This window comes from Oceanobacter sp. 3_MG-2023, assembly GCF_030688925.1.
GTDB lineage: Bacteria > Pseudomonadota > Gammaproteobacteria > Pseudomonadales > Oceanobacteraceae > Oceanobacter.
On the sequence record NZ_JAUYVX010000004.1, the window covers coordinates 144,354 to 168,814 of the forward strand.

The 24,461-nt window shown below is 53.5% G+C and carries 21 protein-coding genes; 16 read left to right on the plus strand and 5 right to left on the minus strand.

Features of this window, described 5'->3' with window-relative positions; all coding sequences use genetic code 11:
• Nucleotides 1-39: 39 nt before the first annotated feature.
• From Q8W32_RS05300 to Q8W32_RS05315, 4 genes are all read left to right on the plus strand, one after another.
• The gene (locus Q8W32_RS05300; protein WP_303431876.1) at nucleotides 40-1,275 is read left to right on the plus strand and encodes an ABC transporter substrate-binding protein; all 1,236 of its coding nucleotides are present in this window, start codon (nucleotides 40-42) and stop codon (nucleotides 1,273-1,275) included.
• A gap of 138 nt (nucleotides 1,276-1,413) precedes the next feature.
• The gene (locus tag Q8W32_RS05305; RefSeq protein WP_303431877.1) at nucleotides 1,414-2,301 is read left to right on the plus strand and encodes a branched-chain amino acid ABC transporter permease; all 888 of its coding nucleotides are present in this window, start codon (nucleotides 1,414-1,416) and stop codon (nucleotides 2,299-2,301) included.
• Nucleotides 2,302-2,320: 19 nt separating this feature from the next.
• Nucleotides 2,321-3,295: a branched-chain amino acid ABC transporter permease gene (locus tag Q8W32_RS05310; RefSeq protein WP_303431911.1), complete on the plus strand. Its 975-nt coding sequence runs from the start codon at nucleotides 2,321-2,323 to the stop codon at nucleotides 3,293-3,295.
• An 88-nt stretch (nucleotides 3,296-3,383) separates the two neighbouring features.
• On the plus strand, nucleotides 3,384-5,036 hold the full coding sequence (locus Q8W32_RS05315) for an acyl-CoA synthetase (RefSeq protein WP_305414010.1): 1,653 nt from the start codon (nucleotides 3,384-3,386) through the stop codon (nucleotides 5,034-5,036).
• Nucleotides 5,037-5,370: 334 nt separating this feature from the next.
• On the opposite strand, the gene Q8W32_RS05320 is transcribed toward Q8W32_RS05315, so the two are convergent.
• Entirely contained in the window at nucleotides 5,371-6,390 is a 1,020-nt protein-coding gene (locus Q8W32_RS05320; RefSeq protein ID WP_303431880.1) for an AraC family transcriptional regulator, read from the minus strand.
• Nucleotides 6,391-6,585: 195 nt separating this feature from the next.
• Between Q8W32_RS05320 and bktB the strand changes: the two genes are divergently transcribed.
• The 4 genes from bktB to Q8W32_RS05340 all read left to right on the plus strand — a co-directional run bounded on the left by bktB (nucleotide 6,586) and on the right by Q8W32_RS05340 (nucleotide 13,933).
• On the plus strand, nucleotides 6,586-7,764 hold the full coding sequence (bktB, locus tag Q8W32_RS05325; RefSeq protein WP_368501362.1) for a beta-ketothiolase BktB: 1,179 nt from the start codon (nucleotides 6,586-6,588) through the stop codon (nucleotides 7,762-7,764).
• 222 nt (nucleotides 7,765-7,986) lie between these two features.
• Nucleotides 7,987-10,125, plus strand: a complete 2,139-nt coding sequence (gene fadB / locus Q8W32_RS05330) for a fatty acid oxidation complex subunit alpha FadB (RefSeq protein ID WP_305414014.1) — start codon at nucleotides 7,987-7,989, stop codon at nucleotides 10,123-10,125.
• Nucleotides 10,126-10,212: 87 nt separating this feature from the next.
• Nucleotides 10,213-11,985, plus strand: coding sequence for an acyl-CoA dehydrogenase (locus Q8W32_RS05335; RefSeq protein ID WP_303431882.1), 1,773 nt, complete (start codon nucleotides 10,213-10,215; stop codon nucleotides 11,983-11,985).
• A gap of 265 nt (nucleotides 11,986-12,250) precedes the next feature.
• The gene (locus tag Q8W32_RS05340; RefSeq protein WP_305414016.1) at nucleotides 12,251-13,933 is read left to right on the plus strand and encodes an electron transfer flavoprotein-ubiquinone oxidoreductase; all 1,683 of its coding nucleotides are present in this window, start codon (nucleotides 12,251-12,253) and stop codon (nucleotides 13,931-13,933) included.
• A 111-nt stretch (nucleotides 13,934-14,044) separates the two neighbouring features.
• On the opposite strand, the gene Q8W32_RS05345 is transcribed toward Q8W32_RS05340, so the two are convergent.
• Entirely contained in the window at nucleotides 14,045-15,175 is a 1,131-nt protein-coding gene (locus tag Q8W32_RS05345) for a peptidoglycan-binding domain-containing protein (RefSeq protein WP_303431884.1), read from the minus strand.
• Nucleotides 15,176-15,929: 754 nt separating this feature from the next.
• On the opposite strand from Q8W32_RS05345, the gene Q8W32_RS05350 reads away from it, so the two are divergent.
• Entirely contained in the window at nucleotides 15,930-16,136 is a 207-nt protein-coding gene (locus tag Q8W32_RS05350; protein WP_303431885.1) for a cold-shock protein, read from the plus strand.
• Nucleotides 16,137-16,313: 177 nt separating this feature from the next.
• Here the strand turns inward: Q8W32_RS05350 and Q8W32_RS05355 are convergent, their stop codons facing one another.
• Nucleotides 16,314-16,916 (minus strand): mechanosensitive ion channel family protein, encoded by a 603-nt coding sequence (locus Q8W32_RS05355; protein WP_305414019.1) that lies wholly within the window; start codon nucleotides 16,914-16,916, stop codon nucleotides 16,314-16,316.
• Between the two features lie 76 nt (nucleotides 16,917-16,992).
• Nucleotides 16,993-18,039: a succinylglutamate desuccinylase/aspartoacylase family protein gene (locus Q8W32_RS05360; RefSeq protein WP_303431887.1), complete on the minus strand. Its 1,047-nt coding sequence runs from the start codon at nucleotides 18,037-18,039 to the stop codon at nucleotides 16,993-16,995.
• 309 nt (nucleotides 18,040-18,348) lie between these two features.
• On the opposite strand from Q8W32_RS05360, the gene dmeF reads away from it, so the two are divergent.
• From dmeF to Q8W32_RS05390, 6 genes are all read left to right on the plus strand, one after another.
• Entirely contained in the window at nucleotides 18,349-19,311 is a 963-nt protein-coding gene (gene dmeF / locus Q8W32_RS05365) for a CDF family Co(II)/Ni(II) efflux transporter DmeF (protein WP_305414021.1), read from the plus strand.
• A 247-nt stretch (nucleotides 19,312-19,558) separates the two neighbouring features.
• Nucleotides 19,559-20,602, plus strand: a complete 1,044-nt coding sequence (locus Q8W32_RS05370; protein ID WP_305414023.1) for a DUF4382 domain-containing protein — start codon at nucleotides 19,559-19,561, stop codon at nucleotides 20,600-20,602.
• 47 nt (nucleotides 20,603-20,649) lie between these two features.
• Nucleotides 20,650-21,177, plus strand: a complete 528-nt coding sequence (locus Q8W32_RS05375; RefSeq protein ID WP_305414025.1) for an RNA polymerase sigma factor — start codon at nucleotides 20,650-20,652, stop codon at nucleotides 21,175-21,177.
• 47 nt (nucleotides 21,178-21,224) lie between these two features.
• Entirely contained in the window at nucleotides 21,225-21,671 is a 447-nt protein-coding gene (locus Q8W32_RS05380) for a hypothetical protein (protein ID WP_305414027.1), read from the plus strand.
• A gap of 1 nt (nucleotide 21,672) precedes the next feature.
• Complete coding sequence (locus Q8W32_RS05385; RefSeq protein ID WP_305414029.1) at nucleotides 21,673-21,984, plus strand: hypothetical protein; 312 nt, start codon at nucleotides 21,673-21,675, stop codon at nucleotides 21,982-21,984.
• Nucleotides 21,974-22,477 (plus strand): DUF3106 domain-containing protein, encoded by a 504-nt coding sequence (locus Q8W32_RS05390; protein ID WP_303431893.1) that lies wholly within the window; start codon nucleotides 21,974-21,976, stop codon nucleotides 22,475-22,477. Before Q8W32_RS05385 ends, Q8W32_RS05390 begins: the two co-directional genes overlap by 11 nt.
• Nucleotides 22,478-22,480: 3 nt before the next feature.
• On the opposite strand, the gene Q8W32_RS05395 is transcribed toward Q8W32_RS05390, so the two are convergent.
• Nucleotides 22,481-23,449: a hypothetical protein gene (locus Q8W32_RS05395; RefSeq protein ID WP_305414033.1), complete on the minus strand. Its 969-nt coding sequence runs from the start codon at nucleotides 23,447-23,449 to the stop codon at nucleotides 22,481-22,483.
• An 87-nt stretch (nucleotides 23,450-23,536) separates the two neighbouring features.
• Between Q8W32_RS05395 and Q8W32_RS05400 the strand changes: the two genes are divergently transcribed.
• Nucleotides 23,537-24,319 carry a pseudouridine synthase gene (locus Q8W32_RS05400; protein ID WP_303431895.1) on the plus strand — a complete coding sequence of 261 codons (783 nt, stop codon included), beginning with the start codon at nucleotides 23,537-23,539 and terminating at the stop codon, nucleotides 24,317-24,319.
• The last annotated feature ends 142 nt before the right edge of the window (nucleotides 24,320-24,461 follow it).

Genomic DNA, 24,461 nt, shown 5'->3' on the forward strand with positions numbered 1-24,461 from the left:
TAAAACAAATAACCATTAATAACAATAAAAGAGGTTCAAATGAAACGGAATACCAATACACCGAAGGCGGGTTTCAAGCTGGCACTGCACTGTTCTGTGGCGGCCTTGATGTCGGTTGCAGCGCTGTCTGCACAGGCGGCTACCGGGCTGTCTGATAACAAGGTGAAGATCGGGGTACTGGCCGACATGAGTGGTACGTACGGCGATTTGTGCGGCCGCCACTGCGTTGATGCTGTCAATATGGCGGTGGAGGATTTTGGCGGTAGCGTCCTCGGCAAGCCAATCGAAGTGGTGTCGGCGGACGATCAGAACAAGCCGGATCTGGGATCTGCCAAAGCCCGTGAATGGATCGAAAGCGAAGGCGTTGATGCGATCAATGGGCTGGTGGCTTCATCTGTTGTGGGCGCAGTGGCACAGGTGGCCAACGTGAATGAAAAGCCGATTCTGATTTCCGGTGCCGGTTCCAATACCTTTACCACCAAAACCTGCTCGCCGTTTAACGCTCACTGGACCTATGACGTTGTGGCTCTGGCCAGGGGTACGGTGAAACCGCTGATGGATAGCGGCAAGAAAAAATGGTTTTTCATTACGGCTGATTATGCCTTTGGACATGCGTTAGAAGGTGTTGCCACCGGCATTATTGAAAGTAATGGCGGTACCGTGGTGGGCTCTGCCCGGGCACCGCTGGGAACGACGGATTATTCCTCTTTTGTATTGCAGGCGATGTCGTCCGGTGCCGATGTGGTCGCTCTGGCCAACGCCGGCAAAGACTTTGTCAACTCACTCAAGGGGGCGGCGGAATTTGGTCTTAACCAGCAAGCGACCATGGTGGGATTGCTGGTGTTTGCATCGGATACCAAAGCCATTGATGCCGACATTATTGGCGATATGCGTCTGACCACAGGGTTCTACTGGGATCGTGATGATGCCAGCCGTGCCTGGGCCAAACGCTTTGTTGATCGTACCGGTGCCATTCCGACCATGGCGCATGCCGGTGCCTACTCCTCTACCTTGCATTACCTCAAGGCGATCAAAGCCACGGGCACGGATGATGGCAAGGCGGTGATGGCGCAAATGAAAGCCGAGAAACCGGACGATATGTTTGCGCGCAACGCCGCGTTGCGTGCCGATGGCCGCATGGTGTACGACATGTACCAGGTGCGGGTGAAAAAAGGCAGCGAGCGCAGCAACCCCAACGACCTGTACGAGATTGAGCACGTGATTCCGGGGGATCAGGCCTTTGGTGCCATGAAGCCGGAATGCAACTTCAAGTAAGCCTGTCCGTGTTCAGGTAAGACACAGGTTGTACAGGACAGCGGCCCGGCGGTTATGCGCCGCCGGGGTGACTGGACTCACACCCGATACAAGAACAAGAACGCGGTGGCTGGCGTCATCGCATTAGAGGAAGACCTTATGGTTACCTTTATGGGAATCAATCTGTTTGCCCTGCTGGGGCAGCTGCTGGTGGGCCTGATCAACGGCTCGTTTTATGCGCTGCTGGCGCTGGGGCTGGCCATTATTTTTGGCCTGCTGCGTATTATCAATTTTGCCCAGGGGGCGCTGTATATGCTGGGGGCTTTTCTGGCCTGGCTGGCGTTGCATCATCTGGGTGTGAATTACTGGCTGGCGCTGGTGTTGGTGCCCCTGGCCGTAGCGGCTATTGGTATGCTGATCGAGCGCTGGCTGGTGCGCCCCATTGCCGGGCAGGATCATTTGTACAGCTTGTTGCTGACCTTCGGGATTGCCCTGATTCTGCAAGGTACGTTCAGCCATTTGTTCGGTTCTTCCGGGCAATCCTATCCGATACCGGATGCCCTCAAGGGCGGTTATAACCTCGGTTTTATGTATTTGCCGGTGTATCGCGCCTGGATCATTCTGGTGTCGCTGCTGGTTTGTGCGGCGAGCTGGTGGGTGATTGAAAAAACCCGCCTGGGGGCCTATTTGCGAGCCGGTACAGAAAATCCGGCATTACTGCAGGCGTTTGGTGTCAACGTGCCGCTGATGATTACCCTGACCTTTGGCTTTGGTGTTGGCCTGGCTGGCCTGGCCGGAGTGCTGGCGGCACCCGTGTATTCCGTCAGCCCGGATATGGGTGCCAATATCCTGATTGTGGTGTTCGCCATTGTGGTGATTGGCGGCATGGGATCGATCGGTGGTGCCATTCTGACCGGCTTGATGATGGGCATTATCGAAGGACTGACCAAATACTTTTACCCCGAGGCATCCACCACAGTGATCTTTATGGTCATGGTGCTGGTGTTGCTGGTGAAACCTTCCGGCCTGTTCGGAAAAGAGGCCTGATATGACGACGCAAATCCAAATGAATGCAGTAACGCAACCTCGTCAACGAGGTTTGACTCTGATTTTGATACTGGGATTGATCTCCGTTGGCTTGCTGGCTCCGCTGGTGGTGTACCCTGTATTCCTGATGAAATTTCTTTGTTTCGCACTGTTTGCCTGTGCGTTCAACCTGATGTTGGGATTTGTTGGTATGTTGTCGTTTGGCCATGCAGCGTTCCTGGCGACCGGTGGTTATATCACCGGCTATGCCATGACGCACTTTGGCCTGACGCCGGAACTGGGTGTGCTGGTGGGCACGCTGGCCTCAGCAATACTGGGTTTTGTATTCGGCAAACTGTCGGTGAAACGCGAAGGGATCTACTTTGCCATGGTGACGTTGGCGTTGGCCCAACTGGTGTTTTTCTTCTATCTGCAGGCAGATTTTACCGGCGGAGAAAACGGCATGCAGGGGATTCCCCGTGGTGAGCTGTTTGGTCTGATCGATCTCAACGACAACCTCAATATGTATTATTTTGTGCTGGCGGTATTCCTGCTTGGCTTCTTTGTGGTGTATCGCACGGTGCATTCTCCTTTTGGCCAGGTATTAAAAGCGATTCGTGAAAACGAACCGCGGGCGGTATCGTTGGGCTACAGCGTCGGGAATTACAAGTTATTGGCTTTTGTGATTTCGGCTGCGCTGGCTGGCATGGCGGGGTCGACCAAGGCACTGGTCTTCGAGCTGGAAAGTCTGACCGATGCGCATTGGCACATGTCGGGTGAAGTGGTGCTGATGACGCTGCTGGGAGGAATGGGAACCCTGTTTGGCCCGGTAGTGGGAGCGGCGATCGTGATCGCCATTAGTACACTGTTTTCCGGTGGTGAACTGGGCAATTATATCCATATCATAATGGGAGCCATCTTTGTTATGTGTGTTTTGTCGTTTCGTCGTGGCGTGGTGGGCGAGTTCCAGCGCGTGATGGCACGGAACTTCAGCGCCAGCAGGGTTGGCAAATAGGAACCTCTGTAGAGGTGGTGCATCGGTTTGGCAAGATCGATCCCGGTGTACTGAAATGGGAACAAACATAAAGCAGCAGGCAAATACGATGACTGACAATATCTATGACCAACACCTCGACGCGGCAGCTGCCAACTATCAGGCGCTCAGTCCGCTGTCATATCTGCAACGGGCAGCGCTGGTCTATCCGCAGCGACCGGCAGTGATTCATGGGGATGTGCGCCGTAACTGGGATGAAACCTATCGCCGTTGTGTGCAGCTGGCCAGTGCTTTGCGCAAACGAGGAATTGGCAAGGGTGATACGGTGTCGATTATGGCACCGAATTTACCGGAACATTTTGAGGCGCATTTTGGCGTGCCAATGTGTGGTGCGGTACTGAATTCCATCAATACGCGTCTGGATGCACCGATCGTGGCGTTTATTCTGCAACATGCCGAGACCAAGCTGCTGATTGTTGATCGCGAAATGTCAGCGGTGGTCAAAAAAGCCCTGCATATGTTGGCCAGACCACCGATTGTGGTCGATATCGATGATCCGTCCTTTGACGGTGGCGAGCTGCTGGGTTTGCTTGATTACGAGCAGCTGTTGGCCGAAGGTGACGAAAATGACAGCTGGAGTGGCCCGGCGAATGAATGGGATGCCATTACACTGAACTACACTTCGGGCACAACCGGCGACCCTAAAGGGGTGGTGTATCACCACCGGGGTGCGTATCTGAACGCTGCTTCCAACGCCTTGTCCTGGGGTATGACGGCTGATGCAACGTACTTGTGGACCTTGCCGATGTTCCATTGCAACGGCTGGTGTTTCCCCTGGACCATGGCTGCGATTGGTGGTGCCAGCGTTTGCCTGCGCCATGTGCGCGGTGACGATATTGTCAAACTGATCGTGGCAGAAAAAGTGGATCATATGTGCGGTGCGCCCATCGTGCTGAACCTGATTGCCAACGTGGATGAATCTCTGCGTGCCGGTCTGGATCACAGCGTCAAGGTGATGACCGCTGGTGCGCCACCACCACCATCTGTGCTGGAAAAAATGGAAGCGATCAACTTCGATGTCACGCACGTTTATGGCCTGACGGAAACCTATGGCCCTTGTGTGGTCTGTTGCTGGAAAGACGAATGGCAGGATCTGAGCGTTGCTGAACGCGCCCGTCTGAAAGCCCGTCAGGGCGTACAGGTGCCGATGCAGGAAGGCATGATGGTCGCCGATCCGGAAACCTTGCAACCGGTTGAAAAAGATGGCGAAACCATCGGTGAAATTTTCCTGCGCGGCAATGTGGTGATGAAGGGCTACCTGAAAAACCCGAGCACAACGGATGAATCCTTTGAAGGCGGCTGGTTCCATTCTGGTGATTTGGCTGTCTGGCACGAAGATGGTTATATTGAGATCAAGGATCGCTCCAAGGATATTATTATCTCCGGTGGCGAAAATATCTCTTCCATCGAGGTGGAAGAAACCCTGTTCCGCCATCCCGATATTGAAGATGCGGCAGTCGTGGCCAAACCGGATGAAAAATGGGGTGAAATCCCTTGTGCGTTTGTCACGCTGGCGGACGGTGTCAAGGTCGATGAGGACGAAATCATTGCTTACTGTCGTCAGAACATGGCGCACTTCAAAGCACCAAGAAAAGTAATTTTTGCTGCATTACCCCGTACTTCAACCGGTAAGGTGCAAAAATTCAAATTGCGCCAGTGGGCCAAGGATGGTGCTGTGGATGTGGATGAAGTAGCAGGCTAACGCCCGTTTCATCTTGTGTCACAAGGAGGTGACAGGCAGCCTGGTGTCGCTGACAGGCTGCGATTCTGGAGAGAACATTCCCCGACTCCGGAAGTTGTTGTAGTAGCCAGCGGCTTTCCCTTATGACCTGTTACCACTCCTTTCAGGTCATGAGGGAGCTTCGAGCTTTTATTTGCCCGGCAGGGTATCCCGCTCTGCCTGTTTTATTTCTGCCTGTTTTGAGTCTGCGTTGCGTTCACGCCTTTCCTTCATATTGGCACTTGCCACTACAAGGCTGTGTAAACCGGACAATACTTCCTCTGCCCCCAGGGTTCCCCAAGGCATACAAGTCGCGTCAGCTTTTGCGGTATTCCTTCGGTGGAATATCCAGCCAGCGCTTGAATGACCGGCTGAATGCGGCAGGGTCGGAGAAGCCCAGACGTTGGGATATCTGGCTGATGGTGAGTTCCGGCTGATTCAGTAACTGGATGGCGAGGTCCTGCCGGACCTTGTCCTTGAGTGCCTGAAAGGAGGTTTTTTCCTGGGTCAGCTTGCGTCTCAAGGTGCGGCTGGTGACGTGCAGCTCAGTTGCAGCGGTTTCCATACTGACCTGATTGAGCGTGTGCCGGGTTTGCAGGCAATGGTGCAGGTAATTACTGACCTTGCGCGTGTAATGCGGGAAAAAATTCGGCCGTGTGACCCACACCAGTGGAGCGTTTTCGAGATGATGGCGCAGGGTGTCTTCCGTTTGTACCAGGGGTTCATTGAGCAACTGGCGGTCGAAAACCAGCGCAATTCTGGGCTGTTCGAACATCACATCCGATGGAAAAATCAGGCGGTATTCCCGGCCATGGGCAGGGCGAGGATAATTGACCTGAACCCGCACCAGTGGAATCAAGCGACCAATCAACCAGCCGGGAAAGCGGTGCCACAGCAGCAGAAAAAACTCGGTAAACAGATGATCTGTATCCAGCTGCGGATGCGTCAGCGTCATTTCAAACCAGGCTTCATCACCTTCTTCACCCAGCGTGAGCTGGAACTCCTCGGTAAACAGATCGTAAAAGCGGCTGATATGACGATAGACGCCGCGCAGGTTGCGGGCGTTGACGGCCTGCTTGGCCATCAAGGCAAAGGTGCCGTGTTTGCCAGGGTTGCGGGTCTGACCCAAAAACTCATCGTTGGCGCTACGCCAGTAACCCAGCAACAGGGCCGCAAATTGTTCGGATGTCATGCGGTGGCTGTGGGCGGCACTCACCAGTGCCGGATCGAGTCCGGCATCGACCAACAGTTGCCGGTCGTTCAGTCCATGGCGGCGAGCAGCAGTCGCAATGGTGCGGGCGTAGTGCATGGAAATAGAACGATGTTCAAACGTCATAGTGGCGTCACAGAAAGAGGGCCATAGTGGTTGCTTAGCCCAGAGCATAACGCTGATGTCCGAAAATGTTAAGAATTCGGCTGGTGTGGCAATGGGCTGCCAAGGCTGCTATTGGCTAATGTGGTGTCTGGTCAGCGCATCATCCGCCTTTGTTGTCTGGCAGCGATGATCATCGTCAAATTAAGGAGAATAATAATGAAAGAAGTGGTTGTGGTCAGTGGCGTTCGCGCTGCAATTGGTACGTATGGTGGCAGTCTGAAAGAGACGCCCGTGTGTGATATGGCAACTGCAATGGTCGCCGAGGCCATCAAGCGCGCCGGTATCAGCGGGGATGATGTGGATCAGGTGGTGTTTGGTAATGTGATCCACTCCGAACCTCGTGATATGTATATCGCTCGGGTGGCTGCCGTGAATGGTGGTGTACGTGAGTCAGCCCCGGCACTGACGCTGAACCGCTTGTGCGGTAGCGGCTTGCAGGCGGTGATCAGTGCGGCGCAGCAAGTGCAACTGGGCTTGGCAGAAACGGTTATTGCCGGTGGTGCAGAATCGATGAGCCGTGCTCCTTATCATCTGCCGACGGCCCGGTTTGGTCAGCGTATGGGAGATGGCGCCATGATTGACCCGATGGTGTCGGCGTTAACCTGTCCGTTTAATCATATTCATATGGGCGTGACCGCTGAAAACGTGGCTGAGCAATACCATATTTCCCGTGCTGATCAGGACGCTTATGCCGCTCAGGGTCATCAGCGTGCCCAGAACGCCATTGAAAACGGTTATTTCGAAAGCCAGATCTTGCCGATTGAACTGAAGTCGCGCAAAGGTCCGAAAGAATTCAAACAAGATGAACATGTCCGCATGGATTGCAGTGTGGCGGATATGGAGAAATTGCGCCCGGTATTCAAGAAAGATGGCACGGTGACGGCTGGTAATGCGTCTGGCCTTAACGATGGCGCCGCGGCATTGGTATTGATGGAGCGTGAAGCGGCAACGGCTCGAGGTGTCCCGGTGCTTGGGCGACTGGTGGATTACGCCGTCCATGGGGTTGATCCCAAAATCATGGGCATTGGCCCGGTACCGGTGATGCGCCAGATTCTGGAACGCCAGGGCTTGAGTGCCAACGATATTGATGTCTATGAAGTCAACGAAGCCTTTGCCGCGCAGTCGTTGGCAGTGGCTCGTGAACTGAAGCTGCCACAGGAACGTCTGAACCCGAATGGCAGTGGTATTGCACTTGGCCATCCTATTGGCGCCACAGGTGCCATCATTACCGTCAAAGCCCTGTACGAACTGGAACGCATCGGTGGTCGATACGCCATGGTGAGTTTGTGCATCGGAGGTGGCCAGGGTATTGCGGCACTGTTTGCGCGCGACTAATACAGGATTGAATCAAGATTGGTGGTGCTGTCTCATGGTACAAAAATGAGCCGTTAAACAATATTGGCACCACCTTTCCTCGCAATAATAGAAACATTATTCAAAGGCGGTGTTGCCTCAAGGTTTGGGGTATTAACACCACAGATTTCACCATGGTTCGGTTTTTGAGAGTAATGTCGTTGTTCACATTGACTCTCAGCCATCACAGAAAAGGAGCTCACTATGTATGCTGGACAATCGGTAACGCTGACATTGACCGACTCGGGAATCGCCGAGCTGGTTTTGGATACCCATGAAGCCTCTGTTAACGTGTTGAACGCCCATCTTCAGGATGAACTGGGTCAGGCGCTGGCGGCGCTGGGTACCCAGGCGAATGTACAGGGATTGTTAATCCGCAGTGCCAAGCCGGCCTTTGTGCTAGGAGCGGACATTACCGAGTTTACTGAGTTATTTGGTCTGTCGGCTGCTGATATTTCCCGTTGGGCCGGCAAGGTTCATGGGCTGTTTAATACAATTGAAAAACTGCCTTACCCAACAGTCGCCGCCGTTAATGGCATGGCATTGGGTGGCGGAATGGAACTGGCATTGTCGGCCGATTTCCGCATTGCTGACACCAGCGCCAGACTTGGATTCCCGGAAGTCACTCTGGGTATTTGCCCTGGCTGGGGCGGTACGGTGCGATTGAGTCGCCTGGTGGGTGCCGAAGCGGCACTGGGCTGGATTCTGTCGGGCAAACCGGTAAAAGCAGCACAGGCACAGCAACAGGGTGCGTTGGATAGCGTTGTTGATGGCGATCAATTGCTCGACAGCGCTCGTGCTTTGCTGCAAGAAGCCATCGCCGGCGAGCGTGATTATCTGGCTAATCGCCATCGCAAACAGGAAGCATTGGAAAACAACGCCGAGACGGCTGCTGCCATGGCAAACCTGCAGCAGACGCTGGGTAAAAAGCTGGACCCTCGTTATCCCGCTGCTCCTGCAATTTTGGCGATCATCACCGCAGCCATGACCGAAGATTTCTACAAGGCACAGGCGATGGAAGCCCAGATCTTTGGTGAGCTGGCCAGTGGTGTGGAAGCCAAAAACCTGGTTGGACTGTTTCTTAATGATCAATACCTCAAGCGCGAAACCAAACGCTGGGCCAAGCAGGCCCATCTGGTCGGCAAGGCCGCCGTTCTGGGCGCCGGGATCATGGGTGGTGGTATCGGTTATCAAGCGGCCCTGAATGGTACGCCGATGCTGATGAAAGACATTAACCAGGAAGCGCTGGATCTGGGTATCAGTCATGCGGGTAGCATTCTGGATCGCAGTATCAGCAAAGGACGCATGACCGAGGCCGGAAAAGAAGCCATCCTGGCAGCTATTCATCCAACACTCACTTATGAAGGCTTTACCGACGTCGACTATGTTGTTGAGGCTGTTGTGGAGCGGGTTGATGTCAAACGGGCTGTGCTGGCTGAGGTTGAGCACAAGGTTTCCGAGAACACCATTGTCGCCACGAATACGTCAACGATTTCTATCGATTTACTGGCCGAGAGTCTGCAGCGTCCGGATAAATTCTGCGGCATGCACTTCTTTAATCCAGTGCATGCCATGAAGTTGGTGGAAGTGATTCGGGGCAGCCAGACCAGCGATGACACAATCGCGACGACCGTAGCCTTTGCCGCTTCAATGGGCAAAACCCCGATTGTGGTAAACGACTGCCCCGGATTCCTGGTGAATCGGGTGTTGTTCCCCTATTTCAACGGCTTTAACCGGCTGCTGATGGACGGGGTGGATTTTGAGCGGATCGACCAGGTAATGGAGCAGTTTGGCTGGCCAATGGGTCCGGCCTATCTGGCCGATGTGATTGGTCTGGATACCATGGTGCATGCCGACAAGGTACTGGAAGACGGCTTTCCTGAGCGTATGGGTCACGACGATCGCCCGATTATCGAAACCTTATTGGAGCAGGGCGCTCTGGGTCAGAAGAATGGTGTCGGTTTTTATGAATACGGCACGGATGAACATGGCAAGCGTTACAAGCGTCGTTCTGAAAAAGTGGCCACGATTTTGTCTCAACGCGTCACTCGTAGCACTGAGATCACGGATGCTGAAATTATCGAGCGTATGATGATACCGATGTGTCTGGAAACCGCACGGTGTCTGGAAGAAAGTATCGTCGCTTCAGCAACGGAAGCCGATATGGGCCTGATTCTGGGACTGGGTTTTCCACGTTTCCGGGGTGGTGCATTACGCTATATCGACAACCTGGGTGCCGCAGTATTTGCTGCCCAGGTTGAGACCCATGCGGAATGTGGTCCGTTGTACGAGTTGACTGATGGCATCAAGGCCATGGTTGCCAATGGCAACACCTTTTATTAAACGCTTTTATGTATCAACACCCATTTTATTAATACCAATGCCGCTCGCTGAACGGGCGAGCGGTACGGCTAACAAGGAAATCAATTTATGAGTGATTATCAGCATCCTTACCGTGACGCAGAATTTGTACTGGACCAACTGGTTGGTTTTGACTCTCTGTGTGAAGACGCTGGCCTGGAAGGCATCAACATGGAGTTGGCCAACACGGTAGTCGAAGAAGCTGGCAAGCTGGGTGCCGGTGTGCTGGCACCCTTAAACCGTGAAGGTGATGAAAAAGGGGCCAGTATCGACGCGCAAGGTGTTCATCAGACACCGGGCTTCAAGGAAGCCTATGCGCAGATGACAGAAGGTGGCTGGTTATCGCTGAATGCACCGGAAGAATTTGGTGGTCAGGGTCTGCCGAAGGTGCTGAGCACCGCGGTTAATGAAATCTGGCATTCTGCCAATATGGCATTTGCCCTGTGTCCACTGTTGAGCCAGGGGGCAATCGAAGCACTGTCGCACCACGGCAGCGACGAGATGAAAAACACCTACTTGCCGAAGCTGATTTCCGGTGAGTGGACTGGCACCATGAACCTGACCGAACCTGATGCGGGGTCTGACCTGGCGGCGATCAAGTCCCGTGCCGTTGCGGATGGCGATGCCTATCGCGTCAGTGGTACCAAGATCTTTATCACCTGGGGTGATCACCAGATGACCGAGAACATCATTCACCTGGTGCTGGCTCGTCTGCCAGATGCACCGGCTGGTGTGAAAGGTATCTCGCTGTTTATCGTTCCGAAATTCCTGCTGGATGAAAACGGCCAAACCACTGCCGAACTGAATACTGCGAGCGCCCTGTCGCTGGAACACAAGCTGGGTATCCATGGCAGCCCGACCTGTGTGATGGAATTTGAAAACTCATTGGGTTATCTGGTTGGCGAACCGCACCAGGGCCTGAAGTACATGTTCACCATGATGAACGATGCCCGTCAGGGTGTGGGTGTACAAGGACTGTCGGTATCGGAACGGGCTTATCAGCTGGCGCTCCAGTACTCCAAGGACCGTATCCAGGGCACGCTGCGAGACGGCAGCCGTATTGCCATTATCGAGCACCCGGATATCCGTCGCATGTTGATGACCATCAAGAGCACCACGGAAGCGATGCGGGCACTGGCCCTGATGGCATCGGCCGAGCTGGATCGCACCCGTCTGGTGGGTGGTGATGACGCCGCGGCGCATATGGCTCGTGCCGAGCTGTATACCCCGATTGTCAAAGGCTGGTGTACCGAACTCTCTGTGGAGCTGACTTCCCTGGCAGTACAGATTCACGGTGGAGCGGGCTTTATCGAAGAAGCCGGTGCAGCCCAGCACTATCGTGATGCCCGGATTCTGCCGATTTATGAAGGCACCACAGCGATTCAGGCACTGGATCTGATTGGCCGTAAAACCCTGTCCAACGGCGGTGAAGTACTGACCGGCCTGTTGACCGAAATGGAGGCGACTGCAGCGTCTGCCCGGGCTGCCGCGGTATTGCCAGACAGTGCTCTGGATCAGCTTGACGCGGCGTTGGCAACCGCCAAGCAAAGCCGTGATTTTATTCTGGCCAATGCGCGCTCTGATGCTCATTTGCTGGGCAGTGCTGCGGTCAACTTCATGATGCAAATGGGTTATGTCACTGGTGGCTGGCTGATGGCGAGAAGTGCAGAAAAAGCCAAAGCCATGCTGGATGCAGGCCAGGGAGATCCTGAATTCCTGCAAGCCAAGCTGGTGACTGCCCGTTTCTTCTGCGAGCACATGGTGCCACGTCATCAGGCACATGCTTCTGCCTTGCTGGCCGGTAGCGAAAGCATCATGGGACTGACCAACGACCAGTTCTAGGCCCCTGATAACGGCTCTGCCTTAACAACCCCGGAACATGCAAAATCGACCGGGGCTGGATATATCGCTTGAAGCAAAGGTGATATGAGCATGGATTGTCGGGCTCACCCTGTTCCGACAATTCGCCGGTAACGCGCTTTTGGTTATCGGCTTTCCTCTGGCCAACTCGGGTTGGTCAGAGGTCTTTTTATGGATAATCCGATGTTTGTCCTGAATCAATAATAACGAGCATCCTGAATGCTGCTGTGAACCGTGAGAGATAGCTATGACCCAACGTGAATCCATGGCCTACGATGTCGTCATTGTCGGCGCAGGTCCATCTGGCCTCAGTGCCTCGATACGACTGGCCCAACTGGCGCAGGAGCAGGGTCAGGAACTGACCATTTGTGTGGTCGAAAAAGGCTCTGAAGTCGGGGCGCATATTCTTTCCGGCGCGGTGATAGAAACCCGTGCTCTGGATGAGCTGCTACCGGACTGGCAAGCACTCGGTGCACCCTTGAATACTCCGGTAGTCGAAGACGAGCTGTATTTGCTCAAAGACCCGCAAAAAGCGGTGAAGCTACCCGGCATGATGATCCCTAAAACCATGCACAATGCGCATCTGGGCAGCACAACCAATTACGTTGTTAGCCTGGGTAATCTGTGTCGCTGGCTGGGCCAGCAAGCAGAAGCGCTGGGGGTGGAAATCTATCCCGGTTTTGCCGCGGCTGGCATTGTGTATAACGATGACGGGTCGGTTGCGGGAATATCAACAGGTGATATGGGGGTGAATACCCAAGGTCAGCCGAAAGACGGCATGTATACGCCCGGTATGGATCTGTTGGGTAAATACACTATTTTTGCGGAAGGTTGCCGGGGTAGCCTGGGTAAAGAGTTATATCAACGATTTGAACTGGATAAAGACGCTGATGCCCAACACTATGGCATCGGCTTGAAAGAATTGTGGGATATTCCGGCCGACAAACATCAACCCGGTCTGGTGATCCATGGTGCGGGCTGGCCATTAACCGGAGCCGGTAAAGACGGTACCGGTGGTGGTTTCTTCCTCTACCATGCAGAAAACCAGCAAGTAGTGGTTGGCCTGATCGTGGATCTGAATTACAGCAATCCCTGGTTGAATCCCTATGATGAATTCCAGACGCTCAAACATCACCCGGTATTGGCGAACTATCTGGAAGGCGGAAAACGGGTTTCTTACGGCGCCCGTGCCATTGCCAAGGGCGGCTTGAATGCCCTGCCAAAAATGCATTTCCCTGGCGGTTTGTTGAGTGGCTGTAATGCAGGCACCCTGAATGCGGCCAAGATCAAGGGGGTTCATACGGCGATGAAAACCGGCATGCTGGCGGCTGAGGAAATATTTGCCGCTGTTGCTGCTGGTGACGAAGGCGGCAAGGATCTCCAGGGGTATGCGGAGCGGTTTGAGGCTTCCTGGGTGTACGAAGAACTGTACGCTACCCGGAATTTCGGCCCGGCGTTACACAAGTTTGGTACTTTGATTGGCGGTGCTTTCAACTTTATCGACCAGAATATCTTCAACGGCAAGCTGCCTTTCACCTTGCATGACAATCACCTTGATTATGCTCAAATGAAACCCGTCACTGAGTGCGTCAAGATCGAATATCCGAAACCGGATGGTGTACTCAGTTTCGACAAGCTGACCTCGGTGTTTTTGTCGAATACCTTCCATGAAGAAAACCAGCCATGCCACCTGACCTTGAAAGATGCCAGTGTGCCAATGGCTTCGAACTGGCCGAAATACGCAGAACCGGCACAACGTTATTGCCCGGCCGGGGTGTATGAAGTGATTGAAACGGATGGTAAAAACCAGCTGCAAATCAGCGGTCAGAACTGTTTGCACTGTAAAACCTGTGACATTAAAGATCCGGCCCAGAATATCAATTGGGTAACACCGGAAGGCAGTGGTGGGCCGAATTATCCGAATATGTAAGTGCGACCAAGCCATCAGGCTTTTATAACACCAATAAAAAAGGGCTGGCCAAATAAATGGCCAGCCCTTTTTTGTGGTTACACCAATTGAATGGCTACACCGGCAAGTGGATTATTCCCAGCTTGCAACGCCCAGCAGACGCAGTGTTTGAATGGTCAGTTGACCAGAAGGCAGATCGTTGTCTTTTTGGAAACGAGTCACTGCATTCATGGTTTGCCAGCCGTAAACACCATCGATAGGGCCTGGGTTGTAGTCTTTCTCTTCCAGGGCACGTTGCAGTTCAGCAACAACATCTTCTGTGGTGTTGGTTTCACAGAGGATTTCACGCCATTCCAGTTGTGCGTCTTTGACTTTGACGGTTTGTGGAATTTCTTCATAAACCGCAGGAATGGTTTCAGCAATTTCTTTTGGTGCTTCTACCATTTTTTCAATTTCTACAGTTTCGTAGACAGCTGGGTGAATGATGCTGGTGGTGTGTGCTGGTACATCAACAACTTGTTTTTCAACTGTTTTGTATTCAGCAGGGATAACGACTTCTTCGGTACGTTCCGGTTTTACCAGAATGGTTTTGGTCACGATTTTTGATTCTTCTGGCACTTCGACCAGACACATGATTTCGCCAGTGGCTTCGTCAATTTTCTCAATCGGGCCGTTACCTTTTTTCCAGGTGGAGTAGGCTGGACGGATAACAATTTTTTCTTCGACGGTTTCGTATTCTGCTGGCAGCTTAACCAGTTTGGTTGATGCTTCCTTGACCAGAACCTCTTCAGTAACCGTTTTGTAGGTGGCGGGTACAACGACCAGCTCTTCCCACTCTTCGCTGACCAGAACTTCTTCAGACACCATTTCGTACTTGGCTGGTTCTACCTCAAGTTTGGATAACTCAGGAGATACCATGACCTGTTGCATCTGGGTTTCGTATTCTTCAGGAATAACCAGACGGGCGTAACAGTGGCCAGGTACGGCATTGGGTGGCATGACAGAGTCAGCCGTTGGCGTCATTGACATGGACTCCATGGATTGGGAGTCCTCTACCTGTCCGGCGGCCATCGCCTTGGTTTCTTCTACTTCAGCCTTTAACTTGGCGTTCTCCTGCTCCAGTTCGTCACGGGATTCTTTCAGGCTTTGGTATTCCGGAAAATCTTCCAGCGTAGCAGACGCCGTGTCGCTGGATGGCTGGCTAGCGCAGCCAGCCATGACGGCCAGTGTCAGTGCTGAAAGAAGGTAGTTTTTTTTGTTCATCTAGTTGTGCTCCGTTGCGTAAGATGTTTGAGTCGACAGGCTAACGTGTAAGGAATCGTCAATCGACACCATGCTGTCTGGTACAGGCCAACCATGGTGTCGCCGGCATGCCCAATATAAAGCCCAAGAAGCGCTTCTGAATACGAAAATCCGCATTTTAAAGGCGTTTCCGGCCTAGTTTAGCTTATTAAACTGGTTCTGGAATACACACTGCAAACGCAGCGGCCCTGATAGGGCTTTATCCTGAAGTTTAACGTGATTTGGGTACTGTGAGTCTAGTATGCACCAAGTTCTTTATTGGTTCCCTAGCTTGATCAATTATTGTTACAACACGGATGAAAATGCAGTGTTTGTGTTGATAAACAGGCTGTTTGCTCTCTTTGTAGAGTAGCTGAGTGGAGAATAAGGCCAAGGATGGGCGGTGTTCCGAATACCATCGGTCGGGTTGAGTCGGATTGGTGGCGGGTTTGGCTCTGCGGCAAAAGTGGTTGCCTGCTGTTTTGGGGGTAGTGTGAAGCAGGTCGAAGACGTTGAGAGAGTCGGTACTTTCCGGCAGGGTAAATAATGGTTGCCATGGAGCTATTTGTGCGTATACTTGTTCACAGCTTGAAAGCATTGCCCTTATTTATTAGTACCCTTCGAAGTAGTAGTTTATATTCCCTCGTTTGTAGTAGATAAGCACCAATTGAGTTCCAGCGATTGGCTTGCGAATTAATCGCACTGCCTTATCTTCTATTTATACAGGAATATTAAAATGTCTAAGACAACTGGCGTAGTAAAATGGTTCAACGAAGCAAAAGGCTTTGGTTTTATTGAACAAGAAAATGGCCCAGACGTTTTTGCTCACTTCAGCGCTATTGCTAGCACTGGCTTCAAAACTTTGGCTGAAGGCCAACGTGTTGAATTCACTGTTAAGCCTGGCCAGAAAGGTCCACAAGCTGAAAACATCGTTGCTATCTGATTCGCTGATGTGAATTAAGTAGTACATAAAAGAACGGGCCTGGTGCCCGTTTTTTTGTGCCTGCTATTCGGTGAATTGCAGGGTGGAAAAGAAGGGTCAACCTGCCTGACGTCGGCTGCTCGGCGAAATCATCCCCGTTCTGAATAATTTCTGTCTCTGATAAGCCTGCAAGCCGTGTTACTGTCTGGGCTGGTCCTGGTCGGTTGGTACTGGCTGGTGGCCAGGGTGATCGGAAATAACTTCCCGAAAGACCGCACTGTGTGGCTTGTCTTCTGCTGGACGAATCGAGAGCCAGCGTTCCCCTCGTTGTGACATGATCACTGCCTTTTGAAACACCATGGTGTTTGGAATACTCAATTCGTAGCCATCGTCGGTACGCAAGAGCAAATGAAACAGAGTGATTTCTTCAATCACGGCTTCCGGGCAATCTTCTTCCAGAATGCGGATACGGTCGCCTGGACGATAAGGAAAGAAGAAAAAGATAATCACACTGGCGGTTACGTTACTGAGCACTGACCATTGTGCGAACAGGGCAACGCCAAGCAAGGCGACCGCCGATGACAGTACAAACGTCAGCTCGGTATAGCCAAACCCGACCACCAGCCCGATTACCAGTAGCAAGCAGGTGAACAGGGTGATCTGCAGCGCTTTTTGCAAATAAAACACGCGACTCAGACTGACTTTTCTTTTGTGCCCCTGATCTTCGATAAAGCCCATCACTATACGATTGAGATAGGCATAGCCTACTACCGCAAGAATTACGAGAAGGATTTTAAGCATTCGGCCTGTCACTCCAGCTGTTTGACCCGTATTACCTGCCGCTGTTGAGGAATACGGGTCTGATTGGGGTTATGGGTCAGTTTTGCAGCAGAATGTCGTCTGGCAGCAGGCTGTCGTGCATGTTTTCAATGCTTTCGATGACATCGTCCGGCGCGGAAAAATAAGCAACGTTAAACATGGCATCTCCTTCATGGACCAGCGGGATGTTCTGACAGCCAATAATAATGCCGTCCTTGTGGGCGATAACCTTATCGAGCTGGGTACCAAAGGGATCGCAGATAATAGCCATGATGTCGTCTTTTTCGACCTTGTCGCCGAGGTGCTTGAGATTACGCACAAAGCCGCTGTCGGTGGCTCGCATCCAGCCGCTGTTACGGGCAATCAGGGGTTCAATCGGAAATTTTTTCTGACGGCTGGCCGGCAGCATGCCGAGATGGCGCATTACCCGCAGAATTCCCCGCTCACCAGCCCGAATGCAGAGTTCATCGTAGCGTAAGGCTTCCCCTGCTTCGTAGAGCAAGATCTTGACCCCCATTTCGTTGGCTGACTCCCGTAACGAGCCATCACGCAGGTTGGCATTCAGCAGTACCGGAACACCAAAGGCCAGCGCCATTTCCCGGGTGGTATCATCGTCCAGGTTAGCGCGAATCTGGGGCAGGTTGGAGCGATGAATGGCACCGGTATGCAGGTCGATACCGTAATCACATTTGGCCACCACTTCGTTAAGGAACATATGGGCCATACGAGCTGCCAGAGTGCCACGGCTGGAGCCTGGGAACGAGCGGTTGAGATCCCGGCGATCGGGCAAATAGCGGCTCTGGTTGATAACCCCGAAGGCGTTGACGATAGGTACCGCAATCAGGGTGCCACGCAGGTTGCGTAATCGGGAGCCGTGAATCAGGCGATTGATGATTTCTACCCCGTTGAGTTCATCGCCATGAATCGCTGCGCTGATAAACAATGTCGGCCCTGGCTTGTTGCTGCGACGAACGTACACCGGCATGGTGACATCGGTGCTGGTATACAGGCTTCCCAATGGCAGGTTCAATTGGCAGGTAGTACCTGGTTCGATCGTGTGTCCAGCGATGCTCAGGGCGGGCTGGATAGGGGGGCGTCGGCTCATGATAGGCATCCGTTGAAGATCCGTGGAGTCTGCCAATAGTGTTACCATCTGTCACTGCTTCTCTGTTGTTGTTGAGTAAATCAGGGCAGATTTTTTGCGGTGTGAGCGTTATTCTGCGGCACCTTGTGTGTGTCTGGTCGTGTCGATCAACGCTGTTGCTCGATAGGCCAATAGATAGCGCGAACAGGTAGAGCCAACAGGTAGGGTTAGTCGATGGATAGGCCCGCTGTATTATCAGCGTAATCCATCCATGTGCCTGTGATGCCCCGGTATTTATACTCTTTTTTTTATTAGCCAATAGTCAGACTTATGCCTTCATCCAATCATTGTTTGTGTTATCAGCCAACCCTTATTGCGGATCGACAATCCGGGGAAACCCGCACGCTTTGGGTACTGTGGTTGACGTTATTCACCATGGTGGCCGAAATTATTGTCGGTACTGCATATGGCTCAATGGCGTTGCTTGCGGATGGCTGGCATATGGGAACGCACGTGGCGGCGTTTACCATCACGCTGTTTGCTTACCGCTATGCTCGACGTCATGCGATGGATGCGGATTTCAGTTTTGGTACCGGCAAGGTGTCGGTATTGGGGGGATTTGCCAGTGCGGTTGCGTTGGGTGTGGTGGCTCTGATGATGGTGCTGGAATCGGTTCAGCGTTTGTTTATGCCTCATGAAATCGGCTTTTCGGAGTCGATTGCGGTTGCAGTCATTGGCTTGCTGGTGAATTTGGCCAGTGCCTGGTTATTGAAAGACCATCACTCCCATCATCATGCACATCATAATCACCACGATCATCACGATCATCACGATCATCACGAGCATCACGAGCATCACGAGCATCACGAGCAAGACCATAATTTGCGGGCAGCCTATATGCACGTCCTGGCCGATGCCCTGACCTCAATCCTGGCGATCGTGGCCTTGACGGCAGCCATGATGCTGGGCTGGTTATGGCTGGATGCGCTGATGGGTATAGTGGGAGCGACGATTATTTCGGTATGGGCTTTGGGGTTGTTGAAAGATACCAGTCGCATTCTGCTGGATGGCAGTATTGAAGCGCCAATCCGGCAACAGATTATCGACCGGATACTGACCGCTGGAGCAGAAATTCGCGATATCCATATCTGGAAAATATCGGCAGATCATTATGCGTTGGTGTTGTCGGTAGCCAGTAGTGAGAACGAGATCGCCAGCCGGATTCGTCAGCATCTGGCCGATTATCCGCAATTACAGCACATCACCATCGAAGTGCGTCATCCGTTGCTTTAATCGTCCGGGCGGCTTTGCTGCCATGACGGACATGCGGGTCATGAGCCTGCCTTGCTGGCCGATACACTGACACGGCTCCCGCTTGTTTGCGGCGCGCCGTTGGAAGCGGTTGTCCTGTTGCCCTGTTTTTCTCGATTTGTTTTTTTGTTGTGTCAACCGAAACGAACCTGCTCCGTTATATGAATACGTGAAACAACATAATAGCGATATTCCAACAGCAAGCAGGTGTCAGTTTCAGGAGTGGCCTATGAAAGCAACGGCATGGTGGCTGGCAATTGCAGCCAGCCTGATGGCAGGTTGCGGTGGTGTGGGGGATGATAGCGCCAGCGCTCCGGCAGCTGGTGAAACCGGCACGGTTCAAATTGCCTTGACCGATGCAGAAGAAGATTTTCTGACTTATCAGGTTGAGGTACTGGGTATCACTCTGGTTCGTGACGATGGCACCGAGGTGGATGTTCTTCCTGCCGCCACGGCAGTGGATTTTGTTCAGTATCAGCAGTTAAGTGAGCTGCTGATGGTCGCGTCCATACCGGCTGGCTATTACCGTAGCGTCTTGGTCAATCTTGATTATGCTGACGCTGATATTGTCGTTCAGGACCGTACTGGTGTGTCTTATAACGCGACAGCGGTAGATTCCCATGGCGAAACCATCAGTACCCTGGAAGTATCCGTTGATTTTGGCGAGGGAGAACTGAATGTTGGCCGTAACAGCGTGGCAGCTCTGACACTGGATCTGGATCTGGCGGCTTCCAACGAAGTACTTTCCTGTGATCCCGCTGTTGTTGAAGTCGAACCTTTCCTGATGGTTGTTGCCAGCGACGATACGGACAAGGAGCATCGTGTTCGTGGCCAGTTGATCCATTCCGATACTGATACTGCAGAGATTACCCTGGCGATTCGCCCCATGCGGCACCGCAGCGGCGAATTTGGCGATCTGGTGGTGGCTGTGACAGAAACAACGCGTTATGACATTGATGGGGTTCCCTATACCGGCAGTGGCGGCCTGGCCTTGATTATGACACTGGATAACGCGACACCGATTGTGAGCTACGGCAGTCTTGATAACACCGGTACGTTTACCGCAACAGAAATATTGACCGGTGCCAGTGTCGTCTGGCGCGGTGGCGATGTGGTGAGCGGTATGGTTAGCGCCCGCAGCGGCCATGGATTCACCCTGAACGGAGCAGTGACCGAGCGCCGTAGCCACGACACCCGCTTTACCTCCATGCCGGAGATGACACTGGCTGAAAGCCTTCTCTACTACGGATTACACCCAGTAAAACAAGGCTGAAAGACAGAAAAGGAAGCGGAGGTGACTGGCTTGGAGACAGACATGGTATGACCGCCAGGTTGAATGATTTCCTGATCTCGGTTGAGCGTCGGGCCTTTCGGATGGTGCGGCTTGCTGCTGCCAATGATGAAGATGCTCTGGATGTAGTGCAGGAAGCGATGACCCGGCTGATCAGCCACTATCGCGACCGGGAGGAAGCGGAATGGCGGCCGCTGTTTTTCCGCATCTTGCAGCACTGTCTCGCCGACAGCTTGCGTCAGCAACGGAAGCAGCGCCGCTGGATGTTCTGGTCGGGCAGTCAGACGGATGTTCCAGACACTGGCAGTGCCGATGGTATGGATGGCTATCTGGGTGATTGCCGCGACGAGCCGGATCAGGCCCTGGCCAGCAGTCGTCAACAGCAAGCGCTGATCAACGCCATTGAGAGCCTGCCTTTCCAGCAACAGCAGTGTTTCTTGTTACGCTGTTGGGAAGGGCTAAGCGTACGGGAGACGGCAGATGCGCTGAATATTTCCGAGGGCAGTGTCAAAACCCATTTGTCCAGAGCACGGCAAAAATTGAATGAGATGGGCTGAGTATCATGATATCGAAATCTGCGGATAAAACCTCAAGGGCTGGACCGGTGACGGTAACCGTAACAGAGCAACAGCTTCTGGCACTGCTGGATGAGCAGGCAGAGGCGTTGCCAGAATCCCTGACCGATCAACTGGCACAACGACGGGCGGCTGCTTTCGGGCAAGCCATGGCTGACACCGATACAGGTCGAACTTCCACGTCCGCTACCTGGTACTCCAGGCCGCTATTGCCAGTGGGAGTGACGGCCTGCTTGATACTGGCCAGTGTGATCTGGTTGATACAAGCCGGGAAGGGGGCGCCAGCAGGTACCCATCCGTCGGGCCATGATACTGTCGCTCTGGCACAGGTCGAGGCACAGCAGCAACTGGATGACATGATGGCGTTGGCGGCGCTTGATGAAGATGAATGGGATATACTGCAGCAATTGGAATTTGCCTATTGGCTAAGCGAGTTACCGAATGCCAATCCCCCAGTCCTGGATAAGGCCGGTTAAGATGGCGGCACTAATAACCCTGTCATCTTCTGCGGGCTGGATGCTGCCGTTGGTGCCTGTTCAGGCAGAACCGGAGGGTGCGCCGAAACGTGAGTCGGACAGTACGCCGGATATTGGACTGTTGCTCTATCTGGCCGATCAGGTCGAGATTGATGACGAGTGGATTGATCCGATGATGCTGCTGGGGGCGTCGCCTCTGACCCCGCAAGATACCGAGGTCAGCAGCCCGGCGTCTGTGCCACAAGCAAGCGTAGGTTTTCCAGACACAACCGAGCCAACCGGGACGCGGTCGGAGGTGGACAATGAAGAGTGAGCATCCCCAGGTATTACTGCAGTGGCCGCGGCGAATCAGTCTGACAATACTCATGCTGATGGCGCTGTTGAGCGGATGGGTACTGTTATCAAAACCCGTGCAGGCACAGGAATGGCAAAGCTTGCCCGACAGCACCCAGCAGTTACTGGAGGGGATATCCGAACGTTGGGACAGTCTGGATGACGAGCGGCAGCAAGCGTTGTTGCGTGGGGTTGAACGCTGGCAGTCGATGACTGACAGTGAACGGCAGGCCGTCAGTGAGCGCTTCAGCCGCTGGCAGAGTTTGCCAGAAAGTCAGCGGCAGATATTACGGGATCGGTTGCACACCTTGCGCGATATGAGCCCTGAGCAGCGCCAGCAAATTCTCGATGCCTTGCATAATTATCAACAGGCGACGCCGGAGCAGCGGCTGCGACTGCGTCAGCGCTTTCAGAGCTTGTCGCCACAACAGCGTAATGCCATACGGCAACAACTGCGTTTAAAACGTTATTAACGGTTACCAAAACCAGTCGAGACCGATTGAAATCTGCTGGTCGTGTGGTGTCTGCAAAGGCATGACCAGCTGGCTGGTGAGTTGCCAGTGAGTATTCAGCAAGGCAACAAACACACTGGCACTGGCCCATTGCTGCCTGACGGTTGTTGTCCGAGCGCCAGTTTGCTGCCAGCGATAGGCGAGGCCGCCGCTGGCGGGGGGCGTTAACAGATCGCCACTCAAGATACGTTGGTAATCCAGCGCGACGCCGGGCGCCCACAAGCGCTGGCTCTGTTGTTCTTCCAGTAACCAGGTCAGGCTCAGCCCCGTACCCAGATCAACACCTGTCTGGGTATCGTCGGCCTGGAGGCTGATGACACGACGCCCGGTCTCCCTTGAGCCGGGCGCCACGATGGCGACCGATTCCCGGCGTTTCGAGTGACTCAGGGTGTGCCCCAGTTGGACATGGCTGCCAAGCAGCCACTGGTCAGCAAGCCAGAAATCCCGGCTGGCAGCAGCGGACAGGGAGCGATCGTTATGGTTTTGGCGCACAGTATGGCGATCCTCCAACACACCGAACTGAACGTCGTAATCCTCGTAGAAACGAGAGCCTTCCAGCCGTAGCCAGCCGTCCTGAAACAAATAGCCGAGAGAGACTGATCCACCCCGGTTCTGGTAGTTCAGGCCGTTATCGGTGGCCTGCTGGCGATCCATGCTGCCAGCGATAAACCATTGCTCATTCCAGGTTGCTGTTGCCGAAACGGCAGGGCCATGATTGTCGAGTTGGTAGTGGCGGTGACTCTCTTCCAGCGAAAGGCGGGCGTATTGCCAGGTCAGCCCGCCTTGCCAGTTGATACCACCTGCGTGCAGCTGCGGGCAGGACAGCAATCCGGCGCAGATGACTGGCAGCAGCAAGCGGCATCGCCAATGGCTTTTGGCACCGCACCAGAATCGGCGGCGGAGTGACAGGGCAAAACATCCGTGTCGAAACATGGTATTTCCCGTACTGCAAGCAGAGACGGCAAAGCGTACTGGTCAACGTGTTGCGAATCCAGTCCTGATAACGGCAGGAAGGAGTGATTGTCGCTGCAATTTGCGCTGGTCGACTGTTATCATGACCGGCTTTTTCGTCATCGGAGCTTCGACGCGTGTATGGCCAGTTGTCGCTATCGCCTGGATCGGTTTATTGCCCAGCATTCAACGTATTCACGTCGTGATGTACGTTTGCTGCTGGCGCAACAACGTATCACGGTTGACGGGGTGGTCGCGCGGGATATTAACCAGCCGATTGGGCCTTTTCATCGGATAACCCTGGACGCTGCGGTGCTGCAACAGCAGCAGCCGGTGTATCTGGGGATGAACAAGCCGGCAGGCGTGGTCAGTGCGACCCGCGATGACGAACATACAACCGTGATCGACCAGTTGTGCCAGCATCCAGGTTGCCCGCTGGCGACAGAACAACTGCAGCAGCTGCATATTGTCGGGCGTCTGGATCGGGCTTCCAGTGGATTGCTGTTGTTGACCAACGACAGTGACTGGTCGCGGCGGCTGATGTCCCCGGAGCACAAGGTCGCCAAAGTGTATCGTGTCACGCTGGCGCACCCGGTCAGTACGGAGTGTATTGCTGCGTTTGCGGCCGGCATGTATTTCCCTTACGAAAATATCACCACCCGTCCGGCATTGCTGGAAATCATGGCTGAGCGGCAAGTACAGGTCACGCTGACCGAAGGTCGCTATCACCAGATCAAACGCATGTTTGGCCGTTTCCGGAACCCTGTGCTGGCACTACACCGGCTCAGTATCGGGCCATGGCAGTTGCCGCCAGAATGTGCGCCGGGAGATAGCTGGCAAGTATTACCTTGATCGCTGTAGGCGCTTGTTCTGCCTGCCGCTACTGTCCGGGTCAAAAAGAGTTGTTGTGTGTCTGTACCCGCCACAGGCGTTCTGTTTGAGTGGGCTTCACTGTTATCCATTGCCCGTTTTTGTGAGTGATAGCCGCTGTGTC